The organism is Haliea atlantica, assembly GCF_054779855.1.
This window is the reverse complement of sequence record NZ_BAAGXL010000026.1, coordinates 15,783-36,299: the sequence shown is the minus strand read 5'-3', so window position 1 is coordinate 36,299 and position 20,517 is coordinate 15,783. Positions and strand designations below refer to the sequence as shown.

Sequence of the window (20,517 nt, the reverse complement as noted above, 5' to 3'; positions counted from 1 at the left end):
GACATGAGCCGGCATTCTCCACGGACCGTGCCCGCCCTGGCGGGTGTTTCCACACTCGGGCTGGCGCTGCTGCTGGGCACTGTCGTCACACCGCAGACGGCGCACGCCCAGGGGGAGGGCGAGGTCGTCTATTGCGATGACCTCGACCCCCGGGATCGCGCGCGCAGTACCCGGCGCCGGGCGGGGGGCTCCAACCGCGACTGCACCTACCGCGAAACCACGGTGGATGCAGAGACCGGCGAGGTGACTCGGGAGGTCCCGGTCGCGGCCCGGCCGCGCTCGGTGCTGCCGCGTCGCTACAGTGACATTCCGCGACCGACGGCGGAGCAGTTCGTGGAGAAAGTGGCGATTCCCGACCGCTGGCGCATCGTCAATGCCCTCGGCTACGCCGACAACTGGTGGGACCCCTATAACCAGAACACCATCAAGGGCGACCGCCCGATCCACGACGACTGGTTCTTCAATGTCACCGCCATTTCCGATTCGGTGCTGGAATTCCGCGAGGTGCCCACGCCGGTCGGCGTGCAGAGTACCGACCGCCCGGGCAGCCTCGATGTGCTCGGGGAAACGGAGCAGTACCTGTTCAACCAGAACGTGGCGGTGGAGCTGGTTTACTACCAGGGGGACACGGTTTTCCGCCCGCCGGACTGGGAGTTCCGCTTCACGCCGGTGTTCAACTACAACTATACCGAGCTGGAAGAGATCCTTGGGGTCAACGCGGACCCGGCCGATGGCGCGACCCGCAACGACAACCATGTCGGGATCCAGGCCGCCTTTGTCGACAAGCACCTGCGGGATGTCTCCGACCGCTACGACTTCGACTCGGTGCGGGTGGGCATCCAGCCCTTCTCCAGCGACTTCCGCGGTTTCCTGTTCCAGGATGCGCCCTTCGGTGTGCGTCTCTTCGGTACCCGGGACAACAACCGCTTCCAGTACAACCTGGCCTGGTTCCGGCGCATGGAGAAGGATACCAACAGCGGCCTCAATGACGTCAGCGAAGACCTGCGGGACGACGACGTCTTCGTGGCCAACCTCTACTGGCAGGACTTCCCCCAACTCGGCTTCTTCTCCCAGGCGTCGCTGATCTACAACCGCAACCGCGAGGACGAGGTGTTTTACGACACCAACGACTTCATCCAGCGGCCTGCCTCGGTGGGTGAGGAGCGCCTGCGGGAATACGATGTCTGGTACCTGGGCTACAACGGCGATGGCCACTTTGGCCGGCTCAACCTGACCACCTCCTTCTACGCCGCCTTCGGGGAAGAAGAGGATGCCGTGTTCAGCGGTCGTGAATCGGACATCGAGGCCTTCTTCTTTGCCGCCGAGCCGTCAATGGACTTCGACTGGATCCGCGCGCGGCTGTCCTTCCTCTATGGCAGTGGCGACGACGACCCCTTCGACGGCAAGAGCGAGGGCTTCGACGCCATCTTCGAGAACCCGCAGTTTGCCGGCGCCGACACCAGCTACTACATCCGCCAGGGACTGCCGCTGATCGGTGGCGGGCGGGTGGCCCTGTCCCAGCGCAACGGCGTGCTCAATTCCCTGCGCTCCTCCAAGGAGCACGGCCAGTCCAACTTCACCAACCCCGGCATCATCCTGGCCGGCGGCGGGGTGGACCTGGACCTGCTGCCGGAGCTGCGCCTGTCCCTGAACGCCAACTACCTGGCCTTTGCGGAAACCGGCGTGCTGGAGGTGGCGCGGCAGCAGGCCAATGTCGACAGCGAAATCGGCGTCGACCTTTCTGCAGCGGTGATCTGGCGGCCTTTCATGAGCCAGAACGTAGTGGTGCGGGTCTCCTATGCCCAGATGCTGGCGGGCCAGGGCTACAAGGACCTCTACGGGGATGAAGACCCCTACTCCCTGCTGTGTAACGTAATACTGACCTTCTGAGTGATTGCCATGCGTGGACCTACTGACAAGAGTCGCTTCGGGAAGCCCACCCACTGGTATGTGGCCAGCTTCGCTGCGTTGCTGCTGGCGCTGCCGGTGAGCCTGGTACTGGGTGCGAGTGGCGAGAAACCGGTGGAGCGCAACCACGTGACAGCGCCGCCGGCACCGGCCAGCCAGAGCGCGGAAGCGATGGAAGCGAAGTCGGCGGGCTGCCTCAGTTGCCATACCGAGACCGATCAGAAGACCATGCACGTCAATCCGGCTGTGAAGCTGGGTTGCACTGACTGCCACGGCGGTGATGCCAGCGTCCATCGCACGGTTGGCGACAGCCTTGCGGACGCGGCTTATCGCGCCGCCATGGAGAGCGCCCACGTACTGCCGCTGTATCCGGAATCCTGGCACTACCCCTCAAGCGCCAATCCGGAGCGGACCTATACACTGCTGAACAAGGAAAGCCCGGAGTTCACTCGCTTCATCAACCCCTCGGACTATCGCATCGCCCGGGAGGCCTGCGGCGCCTGCCACCTGCCGATCATCGAGGCGGCGGAGCGCAGCCTGATGGCCACCTCGGCGATGCTCTGGGGCGGGGCGGCCTATAACAACGGGATCCTGCCCTACAAGCGTTACATCCTGGGGGAGGCCTACACCCGGGAAGGGGAACCGGCCAAGCTGCTGGGGCCGATTCAACCCACCGAGGCGATGACCCGCAAGAGTATCCTCCCCGAGCTGTACCCGCTGCCCGCCTGGGAGACCATCAAGCCCGGAGACATTTTCCGGGTGTTCGAGCGCGGCGGCCGCAACATTACCAACCTGTTCCCGGAGACCGGACTGCCCAATGCCCTGGGGCAGCTGCAGCGCCTGGAGGAGCCGGGGCGCCCCGATATCCGCCAGTCAAACCGTGGCCCGGGTACGGGTGCGCGCATATCAGTGCCGGTGATCAACATCACCAAGACCCGCCTCAACGACCCGCACACCTGGTTTATCGGCACCAATGACCAGCCCGGGGATTACCGCCAGTCGGGCTGTGCCGCCTGCCACGTGGTTTACGCCAACGACCGGGATCCGAAGCACTCGGGCCACTACGCGAAGTTCGGCCACGAGGGCATGTCCCAGAGTGTTGACCCGACGATTCCCAAGAACCGCTCGGGGCACCCCCTGAAACACGCCTTTACCCGGGCCATCCCCACCAGCCAGTGCATGTCCTGCCACATGCACCAGCCCAACATGTTCGTGAACAGTTACCTGGGCTACACCATGTGGGACTACGAGGCCGACGCACCGACGATGTGGCCCGAGCAGCAGGTCTACCCCACCCATGAAGAGCAGATGGATGTACTGGAGCGCAACCCCGAGGGCGCTTCCCCCCGCGGTAAATGGGCCGATGTGGATTTCCTCAAGCAGGTTTCCGAACTCAACCCGACCCTGAAAGACACCCAGTTCGCCGATTACCACGGCCACGGCTGGAACTTCCGCGCGGTGTTCAAGCGCGACCGCGAGGGCAACCTGCTGGATGCCGAGGGCAATGTTGTCGGCGATGATGACCCGGAGAAATTCGACAAGGCCGTGCACATGTCGTCCATCCATGCCGACAAGGGCATGCATTGCGTGGACTGCCACTACGCCCAGGATGCCCATGGCAACGGGCACATCTACGGCGAGGTGGCTGCCGCGGTGGAAATCGACTGCAAGGACTGCCACGGCTCCGCCAGCGCCTACCCCAACCTCTACACCTCCGGGCCTGCGGCACTGGATGGTGGCACGGACCTGGGCTCGATTCGCAATCCCGACGGGCGCCTGCGTTTCGAGTGGATTGGCGACACGCTGATCCAGCGCTCGGTGCTGGACCCGGAGCTGGAGTGGGAGGTCAGTCTGGTCAAGGACACGGTGACCGAGGGCCACGCCCAGTACAACGAGAAGGCGGCCCGCTCCAAGCTGATGAGCACGAATACCGCGACCCAGGAATGGGGCGGCGAGGTGGCTGCGGAAAACCTCGCCCACAGTGACGAGGACATGGAGTGCTACACCTGCCACACCTCCTGGACCACCAGCTGTGCCGGCTGTCACCTGCCGATCGAGGCGAACTACAAAACCGAGCGCAAGCACTACGAGGGGGGCTACTCCCGCAACTGGGCCACTTATAACCCGCAGGTATCCCGGGATCAGATGTTCCTGCTGGGTCGGCGCGAGGAAGCCAAGGGCGGCAAGATCGCGCCGGTGCGCTCCACCTCCGCCTTGGTGCTGTCCTCCACCAACGCCAACCGCGAGAAGATCTACATACAGCAGCCGCCGATCGCCTCCAGTGGCTACAGCTCCCAGGCCTTCAACCCGCACTTTGCCCACACTGTGCGCAAGACCGAGACCAAGGCCTGCGAGGACTGTCACCTGTCGAAGGACAACGACAACAATGCCATCATGGCCCAGCTGCTGATGTATGGCACCGGCTTCGTCAACCTGGTGGGCTATTACGCCTGGGTCGGTGGCGAGGAGCACGTTACCGGGGTACAGGTCACCGAGTGGGATGAACCCCAGGCGGTAATCGGCTCCTACCTGCAGCGCTACGCCTACCCCGACTGGTTCGCCGACCATCAGGAAAACGGGCGCAAGTTGCAGCACGGCTACCCCCATGACAGCGGCCCGGCGGCCTGCCTGCAGCACCGCGGCGAATATCTGTTCGTGGCCGAGGGCGAGAAGGGCATGCGTGTCTACGATATCGCCAGTATCGGCAACAAGGGCATTTCCCAGCGGGTGATCACCGCACCCTTCAGCCCCCTGGGCCACGACACCCACATTGGCTCCGCGAATGCCACCTGCGTGGTGTTGCCCACCAACCAGCCGATCGCGCCGGAGCGCAACCAGGGCGAGTTGATGCGCGAGACCAACCTGGAGCAGCCCTTCCACCCGATCTACAACTACGCGCTGATAACCGATGCCGAGGAAGGCCTGATACTCACCGAGGTGAATACCCTGGTAGATGGCGAGCCGCGCAACAACTTCCTCGAGCGTGCGGTCACCTGGAACGAGAACGGGATACTGCGGGGGGCCCGGCACATGGTGCTGGGGGGTTACTATGCCTACATCGTTGCCGATGCCGGCCTGGTGGTGGTCAACCTGGACGACCCGCTCAAGCCCCGCCTGGTGGATGTTGTTCCCCTGAACCAGGGGCACTCCGTGGCGCAGCAGTTCCGCTATCTCTTTGTCACCGATGCCGATGGTTTGAAAACCATTGATGTCACTGATCCCGAGGCACCGGCGCTGGTTGCGGACAACACCATCCACCTGGCGGAGGCACGGCGTCTGCATCTGGCCCGCACCTATGCCTACGTGGCCGCCGGGGCGGAGGGCATGGCCATTGTCGACATTACCCGCCCCGACCGCATGCGCCTGTTGCAGACCTTCAAGGATGGGTTGGTTGACCCCCACGATGTCACCGTAGGCAGTACCAATGCCTCCCTGTTTGCGTACGTCGCCGACGGCGCCGGTGGCCTCAAGGTGATCCAGCTCACCTCGCCGGACAGCCAGCCCAAGTTCTACGGTTTCTCGCCGGAGCCGCGCCCCGAGCTGATTGCCAGCTATCCGACGAAGTCCCCGGCCCTGTCCCTGAGTCGCGCCCTGGAGCGGGACCGTGGCGTGGACGAGACCGGCGGGCAGGTGGCGGTGTTCGGCCGCGTGGGCTCGCGCCCACTGAACCTGGAAGAGATGCGCAAATTGTTCCTGGATGAAGATGGCAAGCCATGGTTTGTAGAAAACTGACGCCGCGGATTGTGCTACTGCTGCTGGCACTCGCCGGCGACGGTGCGCATGCCCAGCCACCCCTGCCCGAGGCGGGACAGGACATGCACGAGGGGGTGGCCAGCTGTGCCACCAGTGTTTGCCACGGCAAGGGCAGTCCGGACCCGGAATCCACGGTGTGGCTGAACGAGTACCGCATCTGGTTGCGCCAGGACTACCACTCCCGGGCCTATCGCACCCTGCAGACCGCGCAGTCCGAGGCAATCGCCGCCAAGCTGGGCCTGCCCAGCGCCCAGGGGGCCAAGATCTGCCTGGACTGCCACGCTGACAATGTACCACCGGAAGCCCGGGGGCAGCGCTTCCAGATTTCCGATGGCGTAGGCTGCGAGGCCTGTCACGGTGGTTCCGGCCGCTGGCTCGAGTCCCACGCCGAAGCGGGGACCAGTCACGCCGACAACCTGGCGAAGGGCATGTACCCCACCGAGGATCCCCTGGCACGGGCGCGTCTTTGTCTGTCCTGCCACCTGGGGACCAAGGACAAGTTCGCGACACACAAGATCATGGGTGCCGGACATCCCCGCCTGGCCTTCGAGTTGGAAACCTTCACCGTCAACCAGCCGGCGCACTACGAGGTGGATGCCGACTACAAGGAGCGCAAGCCCTGGACTCCCTCCGTGAACATGTGGCTGGCCGGCCTCGCGGTGACCGGCATGCATACCCTCGAGCTGCTGCAGGAGGACTGGTTCACCCGGCCCTCCCTGGTACCGGAGCTGTCCTTCTTTCAGTGCCATTCCTGTCACCATCCCATGGACGATCTGCGCTATGTGCGAGAGCCCGATGGCCTGCCGCCGGGGGCTGTGCGTCTGAATGACGCCAGCCTGGCGGTTTTGCTGGCGGTACTGGAGGTCACCGACCCGTCGACGGTGGACGCGCTGCGTCGGGACCTGACGGCCCTGCACCAGGCTTCCCTGCAGTCCCGGGAACAGGTGGTCGCCGCCGCCCGGGCGCTGCACGCGCGTCTGGCACCATTGGTGGAGAGACTGAGCCAGGCCCAATACGGGCCCGAACAGCAGCGCGAGCTGCGGCGTGAACTGCTGAATCAGGCCGCCGCCCAGCGCTTCCGCCACTTCACCGCGGCGGAACAGGTCTTCCTGGCGGTGGAAACCCTGTCCCTGTCCCTCGGCGACGCCGCGCGCCTGGAAGGTCAGCTGGATCGCCTGTTTGCCACGGTCGAGGATGAGAATGACTTCGTGCCGCAACAGTTCGCGGTACTGTCCCGGCAGATGCTGGGGGCGCTGTGAACGGGCCCGAACAGCCCTGGCACGCTGCCGGCGACACCCATGTCGGGCGTCGCGAGCACAATGAAGACGCCCTGCTGATCGAGCCGGCTTCCGGGCTGGTCATGGTTGCCGATGGTGTCGGCGGCCACCAGGCAGGGGAGGTGGCCAGCCAGGTTACCTGCGAGGTCCTGGCCCGGGAGCTGGCCGCCGGGCAGGATTTGGAGTCGGCCATTCGCCAGGCTAATCGTGAAGTGCGCGATGCGGTAGCGACTGGTCGGGGCAAGTCGGGTATGGCCACCACCGTGGTGGCTGCGCAATTCAGCGGCAGCGATTACCACCTGTGCTGGGTCGGCGACAGCCGCGCCTATCTCTGGGATGGCCAGCTGAAGCTGTTGACGCGGGACCATTCCTATGTGGAAGCCCTGCTGGAGCAGGGGCAGATCACCTTCGAGGAGGCTCGCAGCCATCCGCGCAAGAATGTCATCGTGCAGGCGATCGGCCTGCAGGACGAGGACAAGCTGCGAGTGGGCACCAATCGTGGTAACTTGCCCCCCGGTGCGCTGCTGGTGCTCTGTTCAGATGGCCTGAGTGATGTCCTGGATTGCGACCGCCTGGCGGCGATTCTCGGCAGCGATGAGCCTCTGCCGGCGCGCAGCGAGGCCCTGGTTCGTGCCGCTGTCGATGCCGGCGGACGCGACAATGTCACTGTGGTACTGGCAGAGAGGGTGCCCGATGCCGGCGGTGCTGGGCATGGCGCGGAGCGGGCGACGAATGAACCCGAGGTGGTCTGGCGCTATGATCCTGCCACCGGCGAGTACTACGGTCTGCCGGAACTGGTGCAACCTGGCTTGTCGGCGGGACCGGATGAAGCGCCGGTGCGCGCACCCCAGCGGCAGCGCGTGCGCCCCAAGTCGGTGGAGTCCACCCAGATGATGTCTGCGGATGCCATGGACGCGCTGCGTCGGGAGGCTCAGAGACCACGTGGTATCACGCATGGGTGGCGTCGATTGTGGCTGCTGCTGACCGTATTGCTGGGGGCCCTGTTGGGCTATTGGTACAGCACCGGCCTCGGTGGCTGACGAGGGAGATCGAAACATGACGGATGTATTCAGTGCTCGCCTGGTGTCCGATGACGGCACCGAGCACGCCTTGGAAGGGGAAGTCCGCGTCGGCCGCTCGGCTGATTGCGAACTGACGATAGACGATTCCCGCGTGTCGCGCCAGCATGCACGGGTGGTGGTAGAGGGGGAACAGGTTACCCTGGAGGACCTCGGCTCCGCCAATGGGACTCTCCTCAACGGGCAGCGCCTGGTGGGCAGTACCACGCTGTCCGATGGTGACGAGCTGCAGTTCGACAAGCACCGCTTCCGGGTCGCGATCAGCGGCGGGAGCCAGGCAGCGGACGACGACCGCACCGTCGTGACACCACCAGCGGACGATGTGACAGTGGTGGGTGTACCCGACGCGGTGCCCGCTTCGGAGCCCGCGGGTGCCAGCGAAGCGGAAGCGGCGCCAAAGCCTGCCTCGGCGCCACCTGGAAGTGCAGACCTGCCCGGTAGCTGGGTCGACTCCGGCACTGGCGAACACACCCAGTTCCTGTCCATGGACGGCCTGGACACGGCTGGCGACAAGGCCAGCGTGGAACGGGCCTCCGACCTGGCCCATCTGATCCTGGTCGAGGAGGGCAAGGCCGGCGACGTGATGGAGCTGGAGACGGGCGACGGTTCCGAGCCCGATGTCTGGGAAGTGGGCCGCGAGGACAGCTGCGAAATCATGCTGGCGGAGCCGAGTGTTTCGGCGCGTCACGCGCAGTTGATTCACCAGGGTGGCCGCTGGCGCCTGGTCAATCTGGTCTCCGCCAACGGTATCTTCGTCAACGGCGAGAAACGTCTGACGGCCTACCTGGCCGACGGCGACAAGATTCGCCTGGGCAAGGCCACGCTGGTTTTCCATACCGCGAAAGGCGCTGCTGCAACACCGCCGCCGTCCCCGGGCCCCAGTGCCGCCGCGAGCGGCGGGCAGTCACAGCGCAAGCTGTTGGTGATGGGTGCAGTGGTGGTGGCTGTCCTGCTTGCCGGGGCTGCCGTTTTCCTGCTGTAGATTCCGCTGATCGCGGGGGCTGCTTGCGGCCCCCGGCCCGCTCCCCGGGGCTTCAGTCCTCGGGGTCCCCGTCCTGATCTTCCGCTTCGAGGCGGCGCAGGTCCTCCTCCAGCTGCTCGTCATCGCCCAGGTGCTGGCGCAGCAGGGTACTGAGAGGCTGGATATTTTCCCGGTCCACGTGTTCCACGGTGAAGCTGAGCAGGCCGCCGGCGACGTCCTGCAGCCAGGCGTGAAGCTCAAGTGGCTCCCGGGCGCCGGTATCAATCAGCAGGGTGAAAGGCTCGTTGTACTGCGCGTCCCAGCGCTCTGGCTGATCGGTCTCGACGCCGGTCAGCGACAGGCTGCGCAGGCGCTGCGGCCATTCGCTGCCTCCCTGTTGCACCAACACCGGCAGATCGGCGCAGATGGTCGAAAAGCCCCGGTGCACGTCCTGAGCGTCGCTCATGCTCTACCCTCTATCGACTGACTTTTGCGCACTATAGCGCCGCCCGTGGGTCATTGCGAGGTGCCCGGCGGGGCGTCGCTCGCAATGGTCCGTGGGCTGTCACGGCCCGTGCTCAGGTCTTCAGCTTGCGGTGCTTGACCCGGTGGGGTTGCTCCGCTGCCGCCCCCAGCCGCGCCTTGCGGTCCTCCTCGTACTCGCTGAAGTTGCCCTCGTGGAAGACCACGTTGCCGTCGTCCTCGTAGGCGAGGATGTGGGTGGCGATGCGGTCCAGGAACCAGCGGTCGTGGGAGATCACCAGGGCGCTGCCGGGGAATGCCAGGATGGCTTCCTCGAGGGCGCGCAGGGTTTCCACGTCGAGATCGTTGGTGGGTTCGTCGAGCAAGAGCACGTTGGCGCCCTGTTGCAGCAGCTTGGCCAGGTGCAGGCGGTTGCGCTCACCCCCGGACAGGTCCTTGACGAACTTCTGCTGGTCCGAGCCCTTGAAGTTGAAGCGGCCCAGGTAGGAGCGGGAGTTCACCTCGTAGTTGCCGATGCGCAGGTTGTCCTGCCCACCGGAAACCTCTTCCCAGACCGTCTTGCTGCCGTCCAGGTCGTCCCGGGACTGGTCGACGTAGCCGAGCTGGACGGTGTCGCCGATGTCGACGGTGCCGCTCTCCGGCTGCTCGATGCCCATGAGGATCTTGAACAGGGTCGACTTGCCCATGCCGTTGGCGCCAATGATGCCGACGATACTGCCCTTGGGAACGGTAAAGCTGACATTCTCGAACAGCAGGCGGTCGCCGAAGGTCTTCTTCAGGTCGCGCACCTCGATCACCTTGTCCCCCAGGCGCGGGCCCGGCGGAATGTAGATCTCGTTGGTCTCGTTGCGCGCCTGGAACTCCTGGGACTGCAGCTCCTCGAAGCGCTGCAGGCGCGCCTTGCTCTTGGCCTGGCGGCCCTTGGGGTTGCTGCGCACCCACTCGAGTTCGGCCTTCACGGCCTTCTGGTGGGAGGCCTCCTGGCGCTTCTCCTGCTCCAGGCGTTTTTCCTTGGCCTCCAGCCAGTCGGAGTAGTTGCCCTCATAGGGAATACCGCGGCCGCGGTCCAGCTCGAGGATCCAGCCGGCGGCGTTGTCCAGGAAGTAGCGGTCGTGGGTGATGGCAACCACCGTGCCGGGGAAGTCGTGGAGGAACTTCTCCAGCCAGGCCACACTCTCCGCATCCAGGTGGTTGGTAGGTTCGTCCAGCAGCAGCATGTCCGGCTGGGACAGCAGCAGGCGGCACAGTGCGACCCGGCGCAGCTCACCCCCGGAGAGGGTGCTGACGTCGGCATCCCAGGGCGGCAGGCGCAGGGCGTCGGCGGCGACTTCCAGTTTGGTCTGGATATTGTGAGCGTCGGTGGCCTGGATGATGTCTTCCAGCCGCGCCTGCTCCTTGGCCAGGGCATCGAAATCGGCGTCCGGCTCGGCGTAGGCAGCGTAGACCTTGTCCAGCCCGGCGAGGGCGTCAATCGCGTCCTGCAGGCCCTCCTCGACGTTGCCGCGCACGTCCTTGTCCGGATTCAGCTGCGGCTCCTGGGGCAGATAGCCGATCTTGATCCCCGCCTGCGGCCGCGCTTCGCCGAGAATGTCGGTGTCGATGCCGGCCATGATGCGCAGCAGGGTCGACTTGCCCGAGCCGTTGAGGCCGAGCACGCCGATCTTGGCGCCCGGGAAGAAGGACAGGGAGATGTCCTCGAGGATCTTTTTCTTCGGCGGCACGACCTTGCCGACGCGGTTCATGGTGTAGACGTATTGGGCCATGGTGTCTCGTGTCTTTTGGCAGTGGAAATGTCGGCGGATTCTAGCAGGTCCGGCGGCCGGCTTCAGTGTCTGCTTCTGGAGACCAGTTCCAAGTCCGGCGGAGGCTGTGATGACGCTTCCCGGGACACGCTGTGAACCCATCCATGGGAGCTCGACGGCGACATCCATGTCGCCGACGGTCCCGGGAAGCGTCATCACAGCCTCCGCCTCGCAGTGAATTCGGGCGTCTGGGTATCCTTCACGCTCGCCGGCCAGGGAGCTGCAGTTCGCTGTGAGGCTCCGGTTGCTCCCCGAGGCCTGGCAAATGTCGATGCAGGGTGCCGGAGGCGCAATTCACCGAGCAGGGCCAAGGGGAGGGCATTTGAGTCCCGGAAGCCCATTCGCTGGCACTGAGGGCGGGGCGAGGGTTGGGCCCTTCCGGGACCGTCGGCGGCCATGGATGGCCGCCAACGAGCGTACACGGACGTATTTACAGCGTGTCCCGGAAGGGCCCAACCCTCGCCCCGACCGGACCTCTCCCGAAGTGGCACGGCAAATCCTCGCCCCGACCGGACCTCGCCCGAAGTGGCACGGCAAACCTCCGATCCGGCCGGACCTCGCCCGAAGTGGTGGACGGGAGGCTCAGTCGGCGATTGGCGCCGAGCTGAGGTCCTCCGGGTCCAGGTCGCCGTCGTCCGGGCTCCAGTCCTCGTGGAAATCCTCCATCTCCCAGTTTGCCTTGCGGCCGATCTGGGCGATGTGGAACAGCGCGTCCCCCTCGTAGACCAGGGGCAGGTTGGTGCGGCCGATGACGATGCCGTGGCTGTCGCTGACCACGTCCACCTCGCTGCTGCCCATGGGGTCGGCAATGAAGCCGATGGTCTGGCCCGCCTGGACCTCGGCGCCGAGGGGTACCAGGACGCGCAGCACGCCGCTTTCCGGGGCCCGCAGCCAGTGGGTGGAGCGGCTGATGGTCGGGCTGCGGTGACGGGCGCGGCTGCGCCGGAGCATCCCCAGGTGGCGCATGACGTTGAGCACACCCTTGAGGCCGGCGCGGATATAGGTCTCGTCAAAGCGCAGGGCTTCACAGGATTCGTAGAGGATGACCGGAACGCCCATGTCACCGGCGGCCTGGCGCAGGGAGCCGTCGCGGATCTTGGCGTCGATGGCGAGGGGGGCGCCGAAGGCCTCGGTCATCGCCATGACCGTCGGGTCCTCCAGGTTGGCGCGGATCTGCGGAAAGTTGCTGCGGTGGCGGGCGCCGGTGTGCAGGTCGATGCCGTGGGTGCACTGGGCCACCACCTCCTGCAGGAAAGTGTGGGCGATGCGGCCGGTCAGCGAGCCCCGGGGCGAGCCCGGGAAGGCGCGGTTGAGGTCGCGCCCGTCGGGCAGGTAGCGGGTGTGGTTGATGAAGCCGTATACGTTGACGATGGGGATCGCCACCAGGGTGCCGCGCAGGCGCTCCAGGTGCGGGTCCTTGAGCAGGCGGCGGATGATTTCCACGCCGTTGATCTCGTCGCCGTGGATGGCGGCGCAGACAAACAGCACCGGGCCGGGACTGCGTCCGCGGACGACCCGGGCACTGATCGACAGGTTGTCCCGGGTATAGGTGGGGGCCACCGGTATGTCGACGGTGCGCCGCTCGCCGGGCGCGATACTCTGCCCGCCGATCACCAGCTTGCCGGCACGGCGGGCCATCAGGTGGCCTCCTGCCTGGCGGGAAGCGGTGCCGGGAAAGCGATATTGGCCGTGTACTCAGTCATCAGGGCCAGATTTGCCGAGGAGGTAGGAGCGCCCCGGGTCCACCAGCACGCGGCCGCGCATGGCGGTGCGCCCGAGCAGCATGCGAAAACGCATGTTCTCCCGGTCGGTCAGGGTGATCTCGGCCTCGAAGACCTGGTCGCCGAGAGCCAGGGGCGTGGTGATCACGTAGCGCTCCTCGCGATGCCCGCCGGAGTCGGTGACCACCCGGCGGTCGAGGACGGGCGCTTCGCAGTGCACCACCCGCTCGGTATTGCCCTGCTCCGGGTGGATGCCGAAACGTACCCAGTCGCTGCCGTCGCGCTGGAAGCATTCGACGTAGAAGGCGTGCAGGGCGCTGGTGCGCGCCCCGGTGTCGATCTTGGCCTTGATGCGCGCGATACCCAGGCCCGGGAGTGACAGCCACTCCCGCCAGCCCAGGGTCAGCCGCTGGGTCACGCCGCCCCCGCGAGGGAGCGACCGCGACCGATGCCGTAGTATTCGATGCCCAGTTCTTCCATCTGTGCCGGATTGTACAGGTTGCGGCCGTCAATGATCACCGGCTGTGACAGGGCTTCCTTGATGCGGGCGAAATCCGGGGACCAGAAGGCCTTCCACTCGGTGCAGATAACCAGCACATCGGCACCCTTGAGGGCGGCCTCCTTGCTGTTGCAGAGCACCAGATCCTCGCGGTCGCCGTAGATATCCCGGCAGGACTCCCCGGCCTCGGGGTCGAAGGCGCGCACTTGCCCGCCGCAGGACCAGATGCCCTCCAGCAGGTAGCGGCTGGGCGCCTCGCGCATGTCGTCGGTGTTGGGCTTGAAGGCCAGGCCCCAGACGGCGATGGTCTTGCCGCTCAGGTCCGCCCCGAGGCGTGCCATGACGCGCTCCGCCAGCTTGTTTTTCTGGCGCTGGTTGGTGTCGTGGACCGCGGTGAGGATGTTGGCGCGGTGGCCGTGCTGTTCCGCCAGGTGCTTGAGGGCGCGCACGTCCTTGGGGAAGCAGGAGCCGCCGTAGCCGCAGCCGGGATAGATGAACTGGTAGCCGATGCGCGGGTCCGAGCCCATGCCCCGGCGCACCAGCTCGATGTCCGCCCCGACGGCCTCGGCAATCGTGGCCATCTCGTTCATGAAGCTGATCTTGGTCGCCAACATGGCATTCGACGCGAGCTTGGTCATCTCCGCGCTGCGCGTGTCCATGTGCATGATTTTTTCATGGTTGCGGTTGAAGGCCTGGTACATGATGCGCAGCTCGCCCAGGACCTTGTCGGAGTCGGTGCCGATGATGATGCGGTCCGGGCTCTGGCAGTCCGCCACCGCGGAGCCCTCCTTGAGAAACTCCGGGTTGGAGGCGGCTTCGATCGGGATACTGCGCCCCTGCTCCTCCAGCTGGCCGAGGATATGCGCGCGGACCCGGTCGGTGGTGCCCACCGGCACGGTGGACTTGGTAATCACCACTTTCCGGCTGGTCATGTAGCGGGCGATGCTGCTGGCCACCTGCATCACGTAGCTGAGGTCGGCGGAGCCGTCGCTGCCAGAGGGGGTGCCCACGCAGATGAACAGGTAGTCGCTGGACTGCACCGCCAGCTTGGCATCGGTGGTGAAGGAGAGCTGGCCGCTCTCCATGCCGTTGTGAATCAGCTGCGAGAGGCCGGGCTCGAAGAAGGGCACATCGCCGTCGCGCAGGCGGTCCACCCGGGCGGCGTCGACATCCATGCAGATGACTCGATGCCCCACGTCGGCAAAAATTGCGGCCTGAACCAGCCCCACATAGCCGCTGCCGAAAATGGTGATATTCATGATGTCAGGAGGAGTCCTTGTGGTTTGAAAGCGGGTTTCAGCCACCCTATTGCAGAAAGATGACAGGAATAATACAGGATTCGGACAACAGCAGGGCAGCGCACTTATCCGCGCCGGCGATTTTGGTTAAAATGCGCGCCTTCCATAGACGGGCCACTGTGCCCCCCGCCAGCCAGGGGATTCCGATGTTTGACCAGAGCATGACCATCCAGGGCTTCGACGACGAGCTGTTCGCCGCCATTCAGGACGAAGAGCGCCGTCAGGAGGAGCATATCGAGCTGATCGCTTCCGAGAACTACGCCAGCCCGCGAGTGATGCAGGCCCAGGGCACCGTACTGACCAACAAGTACGCCGAGGGCTACCCCGGCAAGCGCTACTACGGCGGTTGCGAGTACGTGGACAAGGCCGAGGAGCTGGCGGTGGAGCGCGCCAAGGCCCTGTTCGGCGCCGACTATGCCAACGTCCAGCCCCACTCGGGCTCCCAGGCCAACTCGGCGGTCTACCAGGCCCTGTGCAAGCCCGGCGACACCGTGCTCGGCATGAGCCTGGCGGATGGGGGCCACCTGACCCACGGCGCCAAGCCCAATTTCTCCGGCAAGATCTACAACGCGGTGCAGTACGGCCTGAACAAGGCCACCGGCGAGGTCGATTACGAACAGGTCGAGGCGCTGGCCCTGGAGCACAAGCCGACCATGATCGTGGCCGGCTTCTCCGCCTACTCGCGGATCATGGACTGGGCCCGCTTCCGCAGCATCGCCGACAAGGTGGGTGCCTACCTGCTGGTGGACATGGCCCACGTGGCTGGCCTGGTGGCGGCGGGTGTCTACCCCAACCCGGTGCCACACGCCGATGTGGTGACCTCCACCACCCACAAGACCCTGCGCGGTCCCCGCGGCGGCATCATCCTGGCCCGCGCCAACGAGGAGCTGGAGAAGAAGTTCCAGTCCGCGGTCTTCCCGGGCGGCCAGGGCGGCCCGCTGATGCATGTGATTGCCGCCAAGGCGGTGAGCTTCAAGGAAGCCGCCAGCCCCGAGTTCGTGGCCTACCAGAAGCAGGTAGTTGCCAACGCTCGGGCCATGGCGAAGACCTTTATCCAGCGCGGCATCAATATTGTTTCCGGCGGTACCGACAACCACCTGATGCTGGTGGACCTGATCGGCAAGCCCTACACCGGCAAGGATGCCGACGAGGCACTGGGCAACGCCAACATCACCGTGAACAAGAACGCGGTCCCCAACGACCCGCGCTCACCCTTCATCACCTCGGGCCTGCGTGTGGGCACCCCGGCCATCACCACCCGCGGCTTCGGCGAGGCGGAAACCGTGGAGTTGACCGGCTGGATGTGTGACGTGCTGGAAGCCCTGGAGCGCGGCGACGCCGAGGCGACCATCGCCGAGGTCAAGGGCAAGGTGCTGGAGATCTGCCAGCGCTTCCCGGTCTATCGCTGAGTTACCACGCGATCCCGTAATCGTCCCCGTAGTCACTGGCACCCCCCTGCAGGGTGCCGTGCTCATGATCGAACCAGATGGCGGTGACCGGGTTGTAGGTGCGCTCGACGACCTCCACCCGGTAGCCCATGCGCTCCAGCTCGGCGCGTGAGTAGGGCGGCACCCGGTGGGTGACCTCCAGGCGCCCGGGCTCCGCCTGGTGGGCGCCGAAGGAGCTCTGCATCTGGTAGCTCAAAATCGAGTGTGACTCCGCAGCCTGTTGCACATTCATGCCAAATTCGACGACGTTCAGGAAGAACTGCAGCAGGTTCTGGTCCTGGGTGTCGCCTCCCTGTACCGAAAATGCCAGTAGTGGACGGCCGTCCTTCAGCGCCAGGCTGGGGGTCAAGGTCACCCGCGGCCGCTTGCCCGGCGCCACCACGTTGTAGGGGTTCAGGGCCTCGTCCAGGACAAAACTCTGCATGCGCTGGCTGAGCCCGACACCGGTGTCGCCGGCGATAAACGCGGGGATCCAGCCGCCCGAGGGCGTGACCGACACCACCCAGCCGTCGGCATCCGCCGCCTGGATCGAGGTGGTGCCGGCGAGGAAGGCCTCCCGGGGGCTCATGTGCAGGGCCTGCTGGAAGCTGTCGGCGCCCTCGGCGTCGGCTGCCGGCGGCACCGGGGTCCACTGCTGGCGCAGGGCCTCGAAGGGGTTGCTGCCGGCCTGGAAGGCGTAGGGATTGCCGGGTTTCAGGTCGGTCAGGTTGCGGTCAGCGGGCATCAGTTTGCGGCGCTCCGCGGCGTAGTCTTTTGACAGCAGCCCCCGTATCGGCTCCTCGGGTGGGAAGGCCGGATCGCCGTAGTAGAAGTCGCGGTCGGCAAAGGCCAGGTTCATGGCCTGGTAGAGGGTGTGGATGTAGCGGGTGCTGTTGTGACCCATGGCCTTGAGATCGAAGCCCTCGAGCAGGTTCAGGGCCTGCAGCATGACCGGGCCCTGGGTCCAGGTGGTGAGCTTGTAGACGTCGATGTCGCGGTAGGTGGTGCTCACGGGCTCCTCGACCTTGACCTCCCAGGTGGCCAGGTCCTCCTCGGTAAACAGGCCGCCCGCCTCTCGGGTGGCGCGGACGATTTCCCGGGCGATATCGCCGCGGTAGAAGCGTTCATAGGCCGCCATGATCGCCTCGCGGCGGTTCTTGCCCGACGCCAGCGCCGCACGTTCGGTGGCGACCAGTTTTTCCAGGGTGGCCAGCAGGTCCGGCTGGCGGAAGACCTCGCCGGTGGTGGGGGCGGCTCGGGTATCCGGGGCCGCCGGGTCGAGGTGCGGCAGGAAGACCCGGGCCGAGCTGGGCCACTGGGCCAGGATCTCCCGCTTGCTCTCAATGAAGGCCGCCTGGGAGGCTTCAATCGGGTAGCCCTCGGCCAGCTGCATGGCCGGTGCCAGCACCTCGGCCAGGCTCAGGCGCCCGTACTCGGCGAGCATGACCATCAGGCCGCCGGGGGTGCCCGGCGTAACTGCGGCGAGGGGGCCGTACTCCGGCGGGTAGAGCATCCCCTTTTCACGGAAGAAGTCCACGGTGGCGCCACTGGGTGCGACACCCAGGGCATTGATGCCAATGACTTTTTTCTGCTCCGGGTGGTAGATCAGCGCCTGGGTTTCGCCGCCCCAGCCGAGCACGTCCCACAGGGTCGCGGTGGCCGCCAGCATGGCCGCGGCGGCGTCGACGGCATTGCCGCCGCGCTGGAACACCATGGCCCCGGCGGTGGCGCCCTGGGGCTTGCCGGTGATGGCCACCCAGTGCTTGCCGTAGAGGACCGGCTTGTGGGTTTTTTGCGCCAGGGCGGGGGTGGTGGCGAGGCTCAGGGCCAGGCTTGCGGCGAGGCAGCGGAGGACAGTGCGCGCGGACATGGGTCAGTTCCCTCTGGGTTGCGCCTCCAGTATAGAACAGTGGGAGGAGGGCGGGCCCGCGCTGCCGCTGGCGGGTCGGCCTGTGCTACTCTGCGCACTTCATTCACGAGGGTAACGCCATGCACTGCCCCTTTTGCGCGGCCGAGGACACCAAGGTCATCGACTCCCGCCTGGTGGCGGAGGGTGACCAGATTCGCCGCCGCCGCGAATGCCTGAGCTGCAAGGAGCGCTTCACCACCTACGAGGTGGCGGAGCTGGTGATGCCGCGGGTGATCAAGCAGAACGGCAACCGCGAGCCCTTCGACGAAAACAAGTTGCGGGCCGGCTTCCAGCGCGCGCTGGAAAAGCGCCCGGTGTCGGTCGAGGCCATCGAAGCCACCATTAACCAGATCAAGCACCAGCTGCGCGCCACCGGTGAGCGGGAAGTGCGCTCCCGGGTGCTCGGGGAGCTGGTGATGGACCACCTCAAGCAGCTGGATCAGGTGGCCTACGTGCGCTTCGCCTCGGTCTACCGCAGCTTTCAGGATATTTCCGAGTTCCGCGATGCCATCGAGCGGCTGGAGGCGGAGCCGCGGGCTTTGGCCGCATCCCTTGGCGGCAGCGACGCCAAAAACGGCGCCGACGCCGAGTAAGCGTGATTTTCACCGCGTTCGATACCCGGATGATGGCCCGCGCCCTGCAGCTGGCGCGGCGCGGGCGCTATTCCACCATGCCCAATCCCCACGTGGGTTGTGTCCTGGTGCGCGAGGGCCACGTCATCGGCGAGGGCTACACCCGCCCCGCGGGGGGCAATCACGCGGAGATCGAGGCCCTGGCGCAGGCGGGGGACGCCCGCGGGGCGACCGCCTACGTCACCCTGGAGCCCTGCAGTCATCACGGCAAGACCGGGCCCTGTGCCGAGGCCCTGGTGCAGGCCGGCGTGGCGCGGGTGGTGGCGGCGATGGAGGATCCCAACCCGGAAGTTTCCGGGCGCGGCCTGGCGCGCCTGCGGGCGGCAGGCATCGACGTCGCCTGCGGCCTGCTGCAGGCCGAGGCCGAGCAGGTCATTCCCGGCTTTATTGCGCGCATGCGCCGTGGCCGCGGCCGGGTGCGGGCCAAGCTGGCCATGTCCCTGGACGGCCGCACTGCCATGGCGTCGGGGGAGAGCCAGTGGATCACCGGCCCCTCGGCGCGCCGGGATGTGCAGCGCCTGCGCGCCATGAGCTGCGCCGTGGTCACCGGGGTCGGCACCGTGCTGGCCGACGACTGCGCCCTCACCGTACGTGAACAGGAGCTGGGCATGTCGCCGGAGGCGGCGGCCCGGGCGGTAGCCCGCCAGCCTCTGCGGGTCGTACTGGACAGTCGCGGCCAGACCCCCGCCGGGGCGCGTATCCTGGAGCCCGGCGCGCCCACGCTGCTCTGTTACGGCGAGGGCGAAACGCCGCCGGCGGGCGCGGCCGACTGCCTCGCACTGCCCTTCGCCGATGGTGGCCTGGAGCTCGCGGCCCTGTTCGCCGAGCTGAACAGGCGGCAATGCAACGAAATTCTGGTAGAATCCGGCCCCCGCCTGGTGGGCGGCATGCTCAGGGCCGGCATGCTGGACGAGCTGATCGTCTACATGGCGCCCTGTCTGCTGGGCAGCGAGGCCCGGCCTCTGCTGCACCTGCCCCTGGATACCATGGCGGAGAAGGTCGAGCTGGCGTTCACGGACGTGCGCCGGGTGGGGGCCGACTGGCGCTTTACCGCCGTGCCCCGTTACTGAGAGCCAAGCACAGGACCCGACATGTTCACAGGCATCATCGAGGCTGTTGGCCAGATTGCCGCGCTGCAGCCCAGCGGCGGCGACCTGCGCCTGCGCATCAAGTCTGGCAAGCTGCCCCTGGATGACGTGGCCCTGGGGGACAGCATCGCCACCAACGGCGTCTGCCTGACCGTCACCGAGCTTCCCGGCGACGGCTACTGGGCGGATGTGTCCCGGGAAACCCTGGATTTCACCACCCTGGGCCAGCTGACGGTGGGCAGCCGGGTCAACCTCGAGCGGGCCCTGACCCCCGCCAGCCGTCTGGGGGGGCACATTGTCAGTGGCCACGTCGACGGCGTCGGCGAAGTGGTCAAGTCTTACGAAGACGGCCGCTCCATCCGCTTTGTGCTGCGCGCCCCCGACCACCTGGCCCGCTACATCGCCCACAAGGGCAGCATTTGCATCGACGGTACCAGCCTGACGGTGAATGCCGTGGATGGCGCCGAGTTCGACCTCAACATCATTCCCCAGACCATGGCGGAGACCGTGTTCGGCGAGTACCGCCCGGGCAGCCGGGTCAACCTGGAAGTGGACGTGATCGCCCGCTACCTGGAGCGCCTGCTGCAGGGGGATGCCGCCGCCCAGCCCGGCCACGGTGCCGGCCTGAGCCTCGCCACTCTCGCCGAGAACGGCTACCTGCGTTCCTGACGCCGGCCAAG

The 20,517-nt window shown here is 66.3% G+C and carries 15 protein-coding genes; 9 read left to right on the top strand and 6 right to left on the bottom strand.

Annotated elements, in window-relative coordinates; translation table 11 throughout:
- Positions 1 to 3: 3 nt before the first annotated feature.
- Genes ACYVGS_RS16170 through ACYVGS_RS16150 form a run of 5 tightly spaced genes read left to right on the top strand, consistent with a single transcriptional unit; the run spans position 4 to position 8,999 of the window.
- Positions 4 to 1,890 (top strand): hypothetical protein, encoded by a 1,887-nt coding sequence (locus tag ACYVGS_RS16170; RefSeq protein WP_460589721.1) that lies wholly within the window; start codon positions 4 to 6, stop codon positions 1,888 to 1,890.
- Between the two features lie 9 nt (positions 1,891 to 1,899).
- Entirely contained in the window at positions 1,900 to 5,640 is a 3,741-nt protein-coding gene (locus ACYVGS_RS16165) for a hypothetical protein (RefSeq protein ID WP_460589720.1), read from the top strand.
- Complete coding sequence (locus ACYVGS_RS16160; protein WP_460589719.1) at positions 5,622 to 6,920, top strand: multiheme c-type cytochrome; 1,299 nt, start codon at positions 5,622 to 5,624, stop codon at positions 6,918 to 6,920. Before ACYVGS_RS16165 ends, ACYVGS_RS16160 begins: the two co-directional genes overlap by 19 nt.
- On the top strand, positions 6,917 to 7,978 hold the full coding sequence (locus ACYVGS_RS16155; protein ID WP_460589718.1) for a PP2C family protein-serine/threonine phosphatase: 1,062 nt from the start codon (positions 6,917 to 6,919) through the stop codon (positions 7,976 to 7,978). Before ACYVGS_RS16160 ends, ACYVGS_RS16155 begins: the two co-directional genes overlap by 4 nt.
- 16 nt (positions 7,979 to 7,994) lie before the next feature.
- A complete protein-coding gene (locus ACYVGS_RS16150) occupies positions 7,995 to 8,999 on the top strand; it encodes an FHA domain-containing protein (protein ID WP_460589717.1) in 1,005 nt (334 codons plus the stop codon).
- 52 nt (positions 9,000 to 9,051) lie between these two features.
- On the opposite strand, the gene ACYVGS_RS16145 is transcribed toward ACYVGS_RS16150, so the two are convergent.
- From ACYVGS_RS16145 to ACYVGS_RS16125, 5 genes are all read right to left on the bottom strand, one after another.
- Positions 9,052 to 9,444, bottom strand: a complete 393-nt coding sequence (locus ACYVGS_RS16145; RefSeq protein ID WP_460589716.1) for a PilZ domain-containing protein — start codon at positions 9,442 to 9,444, stop codon at positions 9,052 to 9,054.
- A 112-nt stretch (positions 9,445 to 9,556) separates the two neighbouring features.
- Positions 9,557 to 11,224 carry an ABC transporter ATP-binding protein gene (gene ettA, locus ACYVGS_RS16140; protein ID WP_460589715.1) on the bottom strand — a complete coding sequence of 556 codons (1,668 nt, stop codon included), beginning with the start codon at positions 11,222 to 11,224 and terminating at the stop codon, positions 9,557 to 9,559.
- Positions 11,225 to 11,845: 621 nt separating this feature from the next.
- Positions 11,846 to 12,901: a succinylglutamate desuccinylase/aspartoacylase family protein gene (locus tag ACYVGS_RS16135; RefSeq protein ID WP_460589714.1), complete on the bottom strand. Its 1,056-nt coding sequence runs from the start codon at positions 12,899 to 12,901 to the stop codon at positions 11,846 to 11,848.
- A gap of 57 nt (positions 12,902 to 12,958) precedes the next feature.
- Positions 12,959 to 13,402, bottom strand: coding sequence for an ATP-dependent zinc protease family protein (locus ACYVGS_RS16130; RefSeq protein WP_460589713.1), 444 nt, complete (start codon positions 13,400 to 13,402; stop codon positions 12,959 to 12,961).
- On the bottom strand, positions 13,399 to 14,742 hold the full coding sequence (locus ACYVGS_RS16125; RefSeq protein WP_460589712.1) for a UDP-glucose dehydrogenase family protein: 1,344 nt from the start codon (positions 14,740 to 14,742) through the stop codon (positions 13,399 to 13,401). The genes ACYVGS_RS16130 and ACYVGS_RS16125 overlap by 4 nt, the downstream gene beginning before the upstream one ends.
- Before the next feature lie 185 nt (positions 14,743 to 14,927).
- Here ACYVGS_RS16125 and glyA point away from each other — a divergent pair, with 185 nt between their 5' ends.
- Positions 14,928 to 16,190: a serine hydroxymethyltransferase gene (gene glyA / locus ACYVGS_RS16120; protein WP_460589711.1), complete on the top strand. Its 1,263-nt coding sequence runs from the start codon at positions 14,928 to 14,930 to the stop codon at positions 16,188 to 16,190.
- Position 16,191: 1 nt separating this feature from the next.
- Here the strand turns inward: glyA and ACYVGS_RS16115 are convergent, their stop codons facing one another.
- A complete protein-coding gene (locus tag ACYVGS_RS16115; protein ID WP_460589710.1) occupies positions 16,192 to 18,078 on the bottom strand; it encodes a gamma-glutamyltransferase family protein in 1,887 nt (628 codons plus the stop codon).
- Positions 18,079 to 18,197: 119 nt separating this feature from the next.
- Here ACYVGS_RS16115 and nrdR point away from each other — a divergent pair, with 119 nt between their 5' ends.
- From nrdR to ACYVGS_RS16100, 3 genes are read left to right on the top strand one after another with little or no spacing between them, the layout of a single operon-like run.
- Positions 18,198 to 18,710 (top strand): transcriptional regulator NrdR, encoded by a 513-nt coding sequence (gene nrdR / locus ACYVGS_RS16110; RefSeq protein WP_460589709.1) that lies wholly within the window; start codon positions 18,198 to 18,200, stop codon positions 18,708 to 18,710.
- 2 nt (positions 18,711 to 18,712) lie between these two features.
- The gene (ribD, locus tag ACYVGS_RS16105) at positions 18,713 to 19,819 is read left to right on the top strand and encodes a dihydrofolate reductase family protein (protein WP_460589708.1); all 1,107 of its coding nucleotides are present in this window, start codon (positions 18,713 to 18,715) and stop codon (positions 19,817 to 19,819) included.
- 21 nt (positions 19,820 to 19,840) lie between these two features.
- The gene (locus ACYVGS_RS16100; protein ID WP_460589707.1) at positions 19,841 to 20,506 is read left to right on the top strand and encodes a riboflavin synthase; all 666 of its coding nucleotides are present in this window, start codon (positions 19,841 to 19,843) and stop codon (positions 20,504 to 20,506) included.
- Positions 20,507 to 20,517 lie beyond the last annotated feature (11 nt).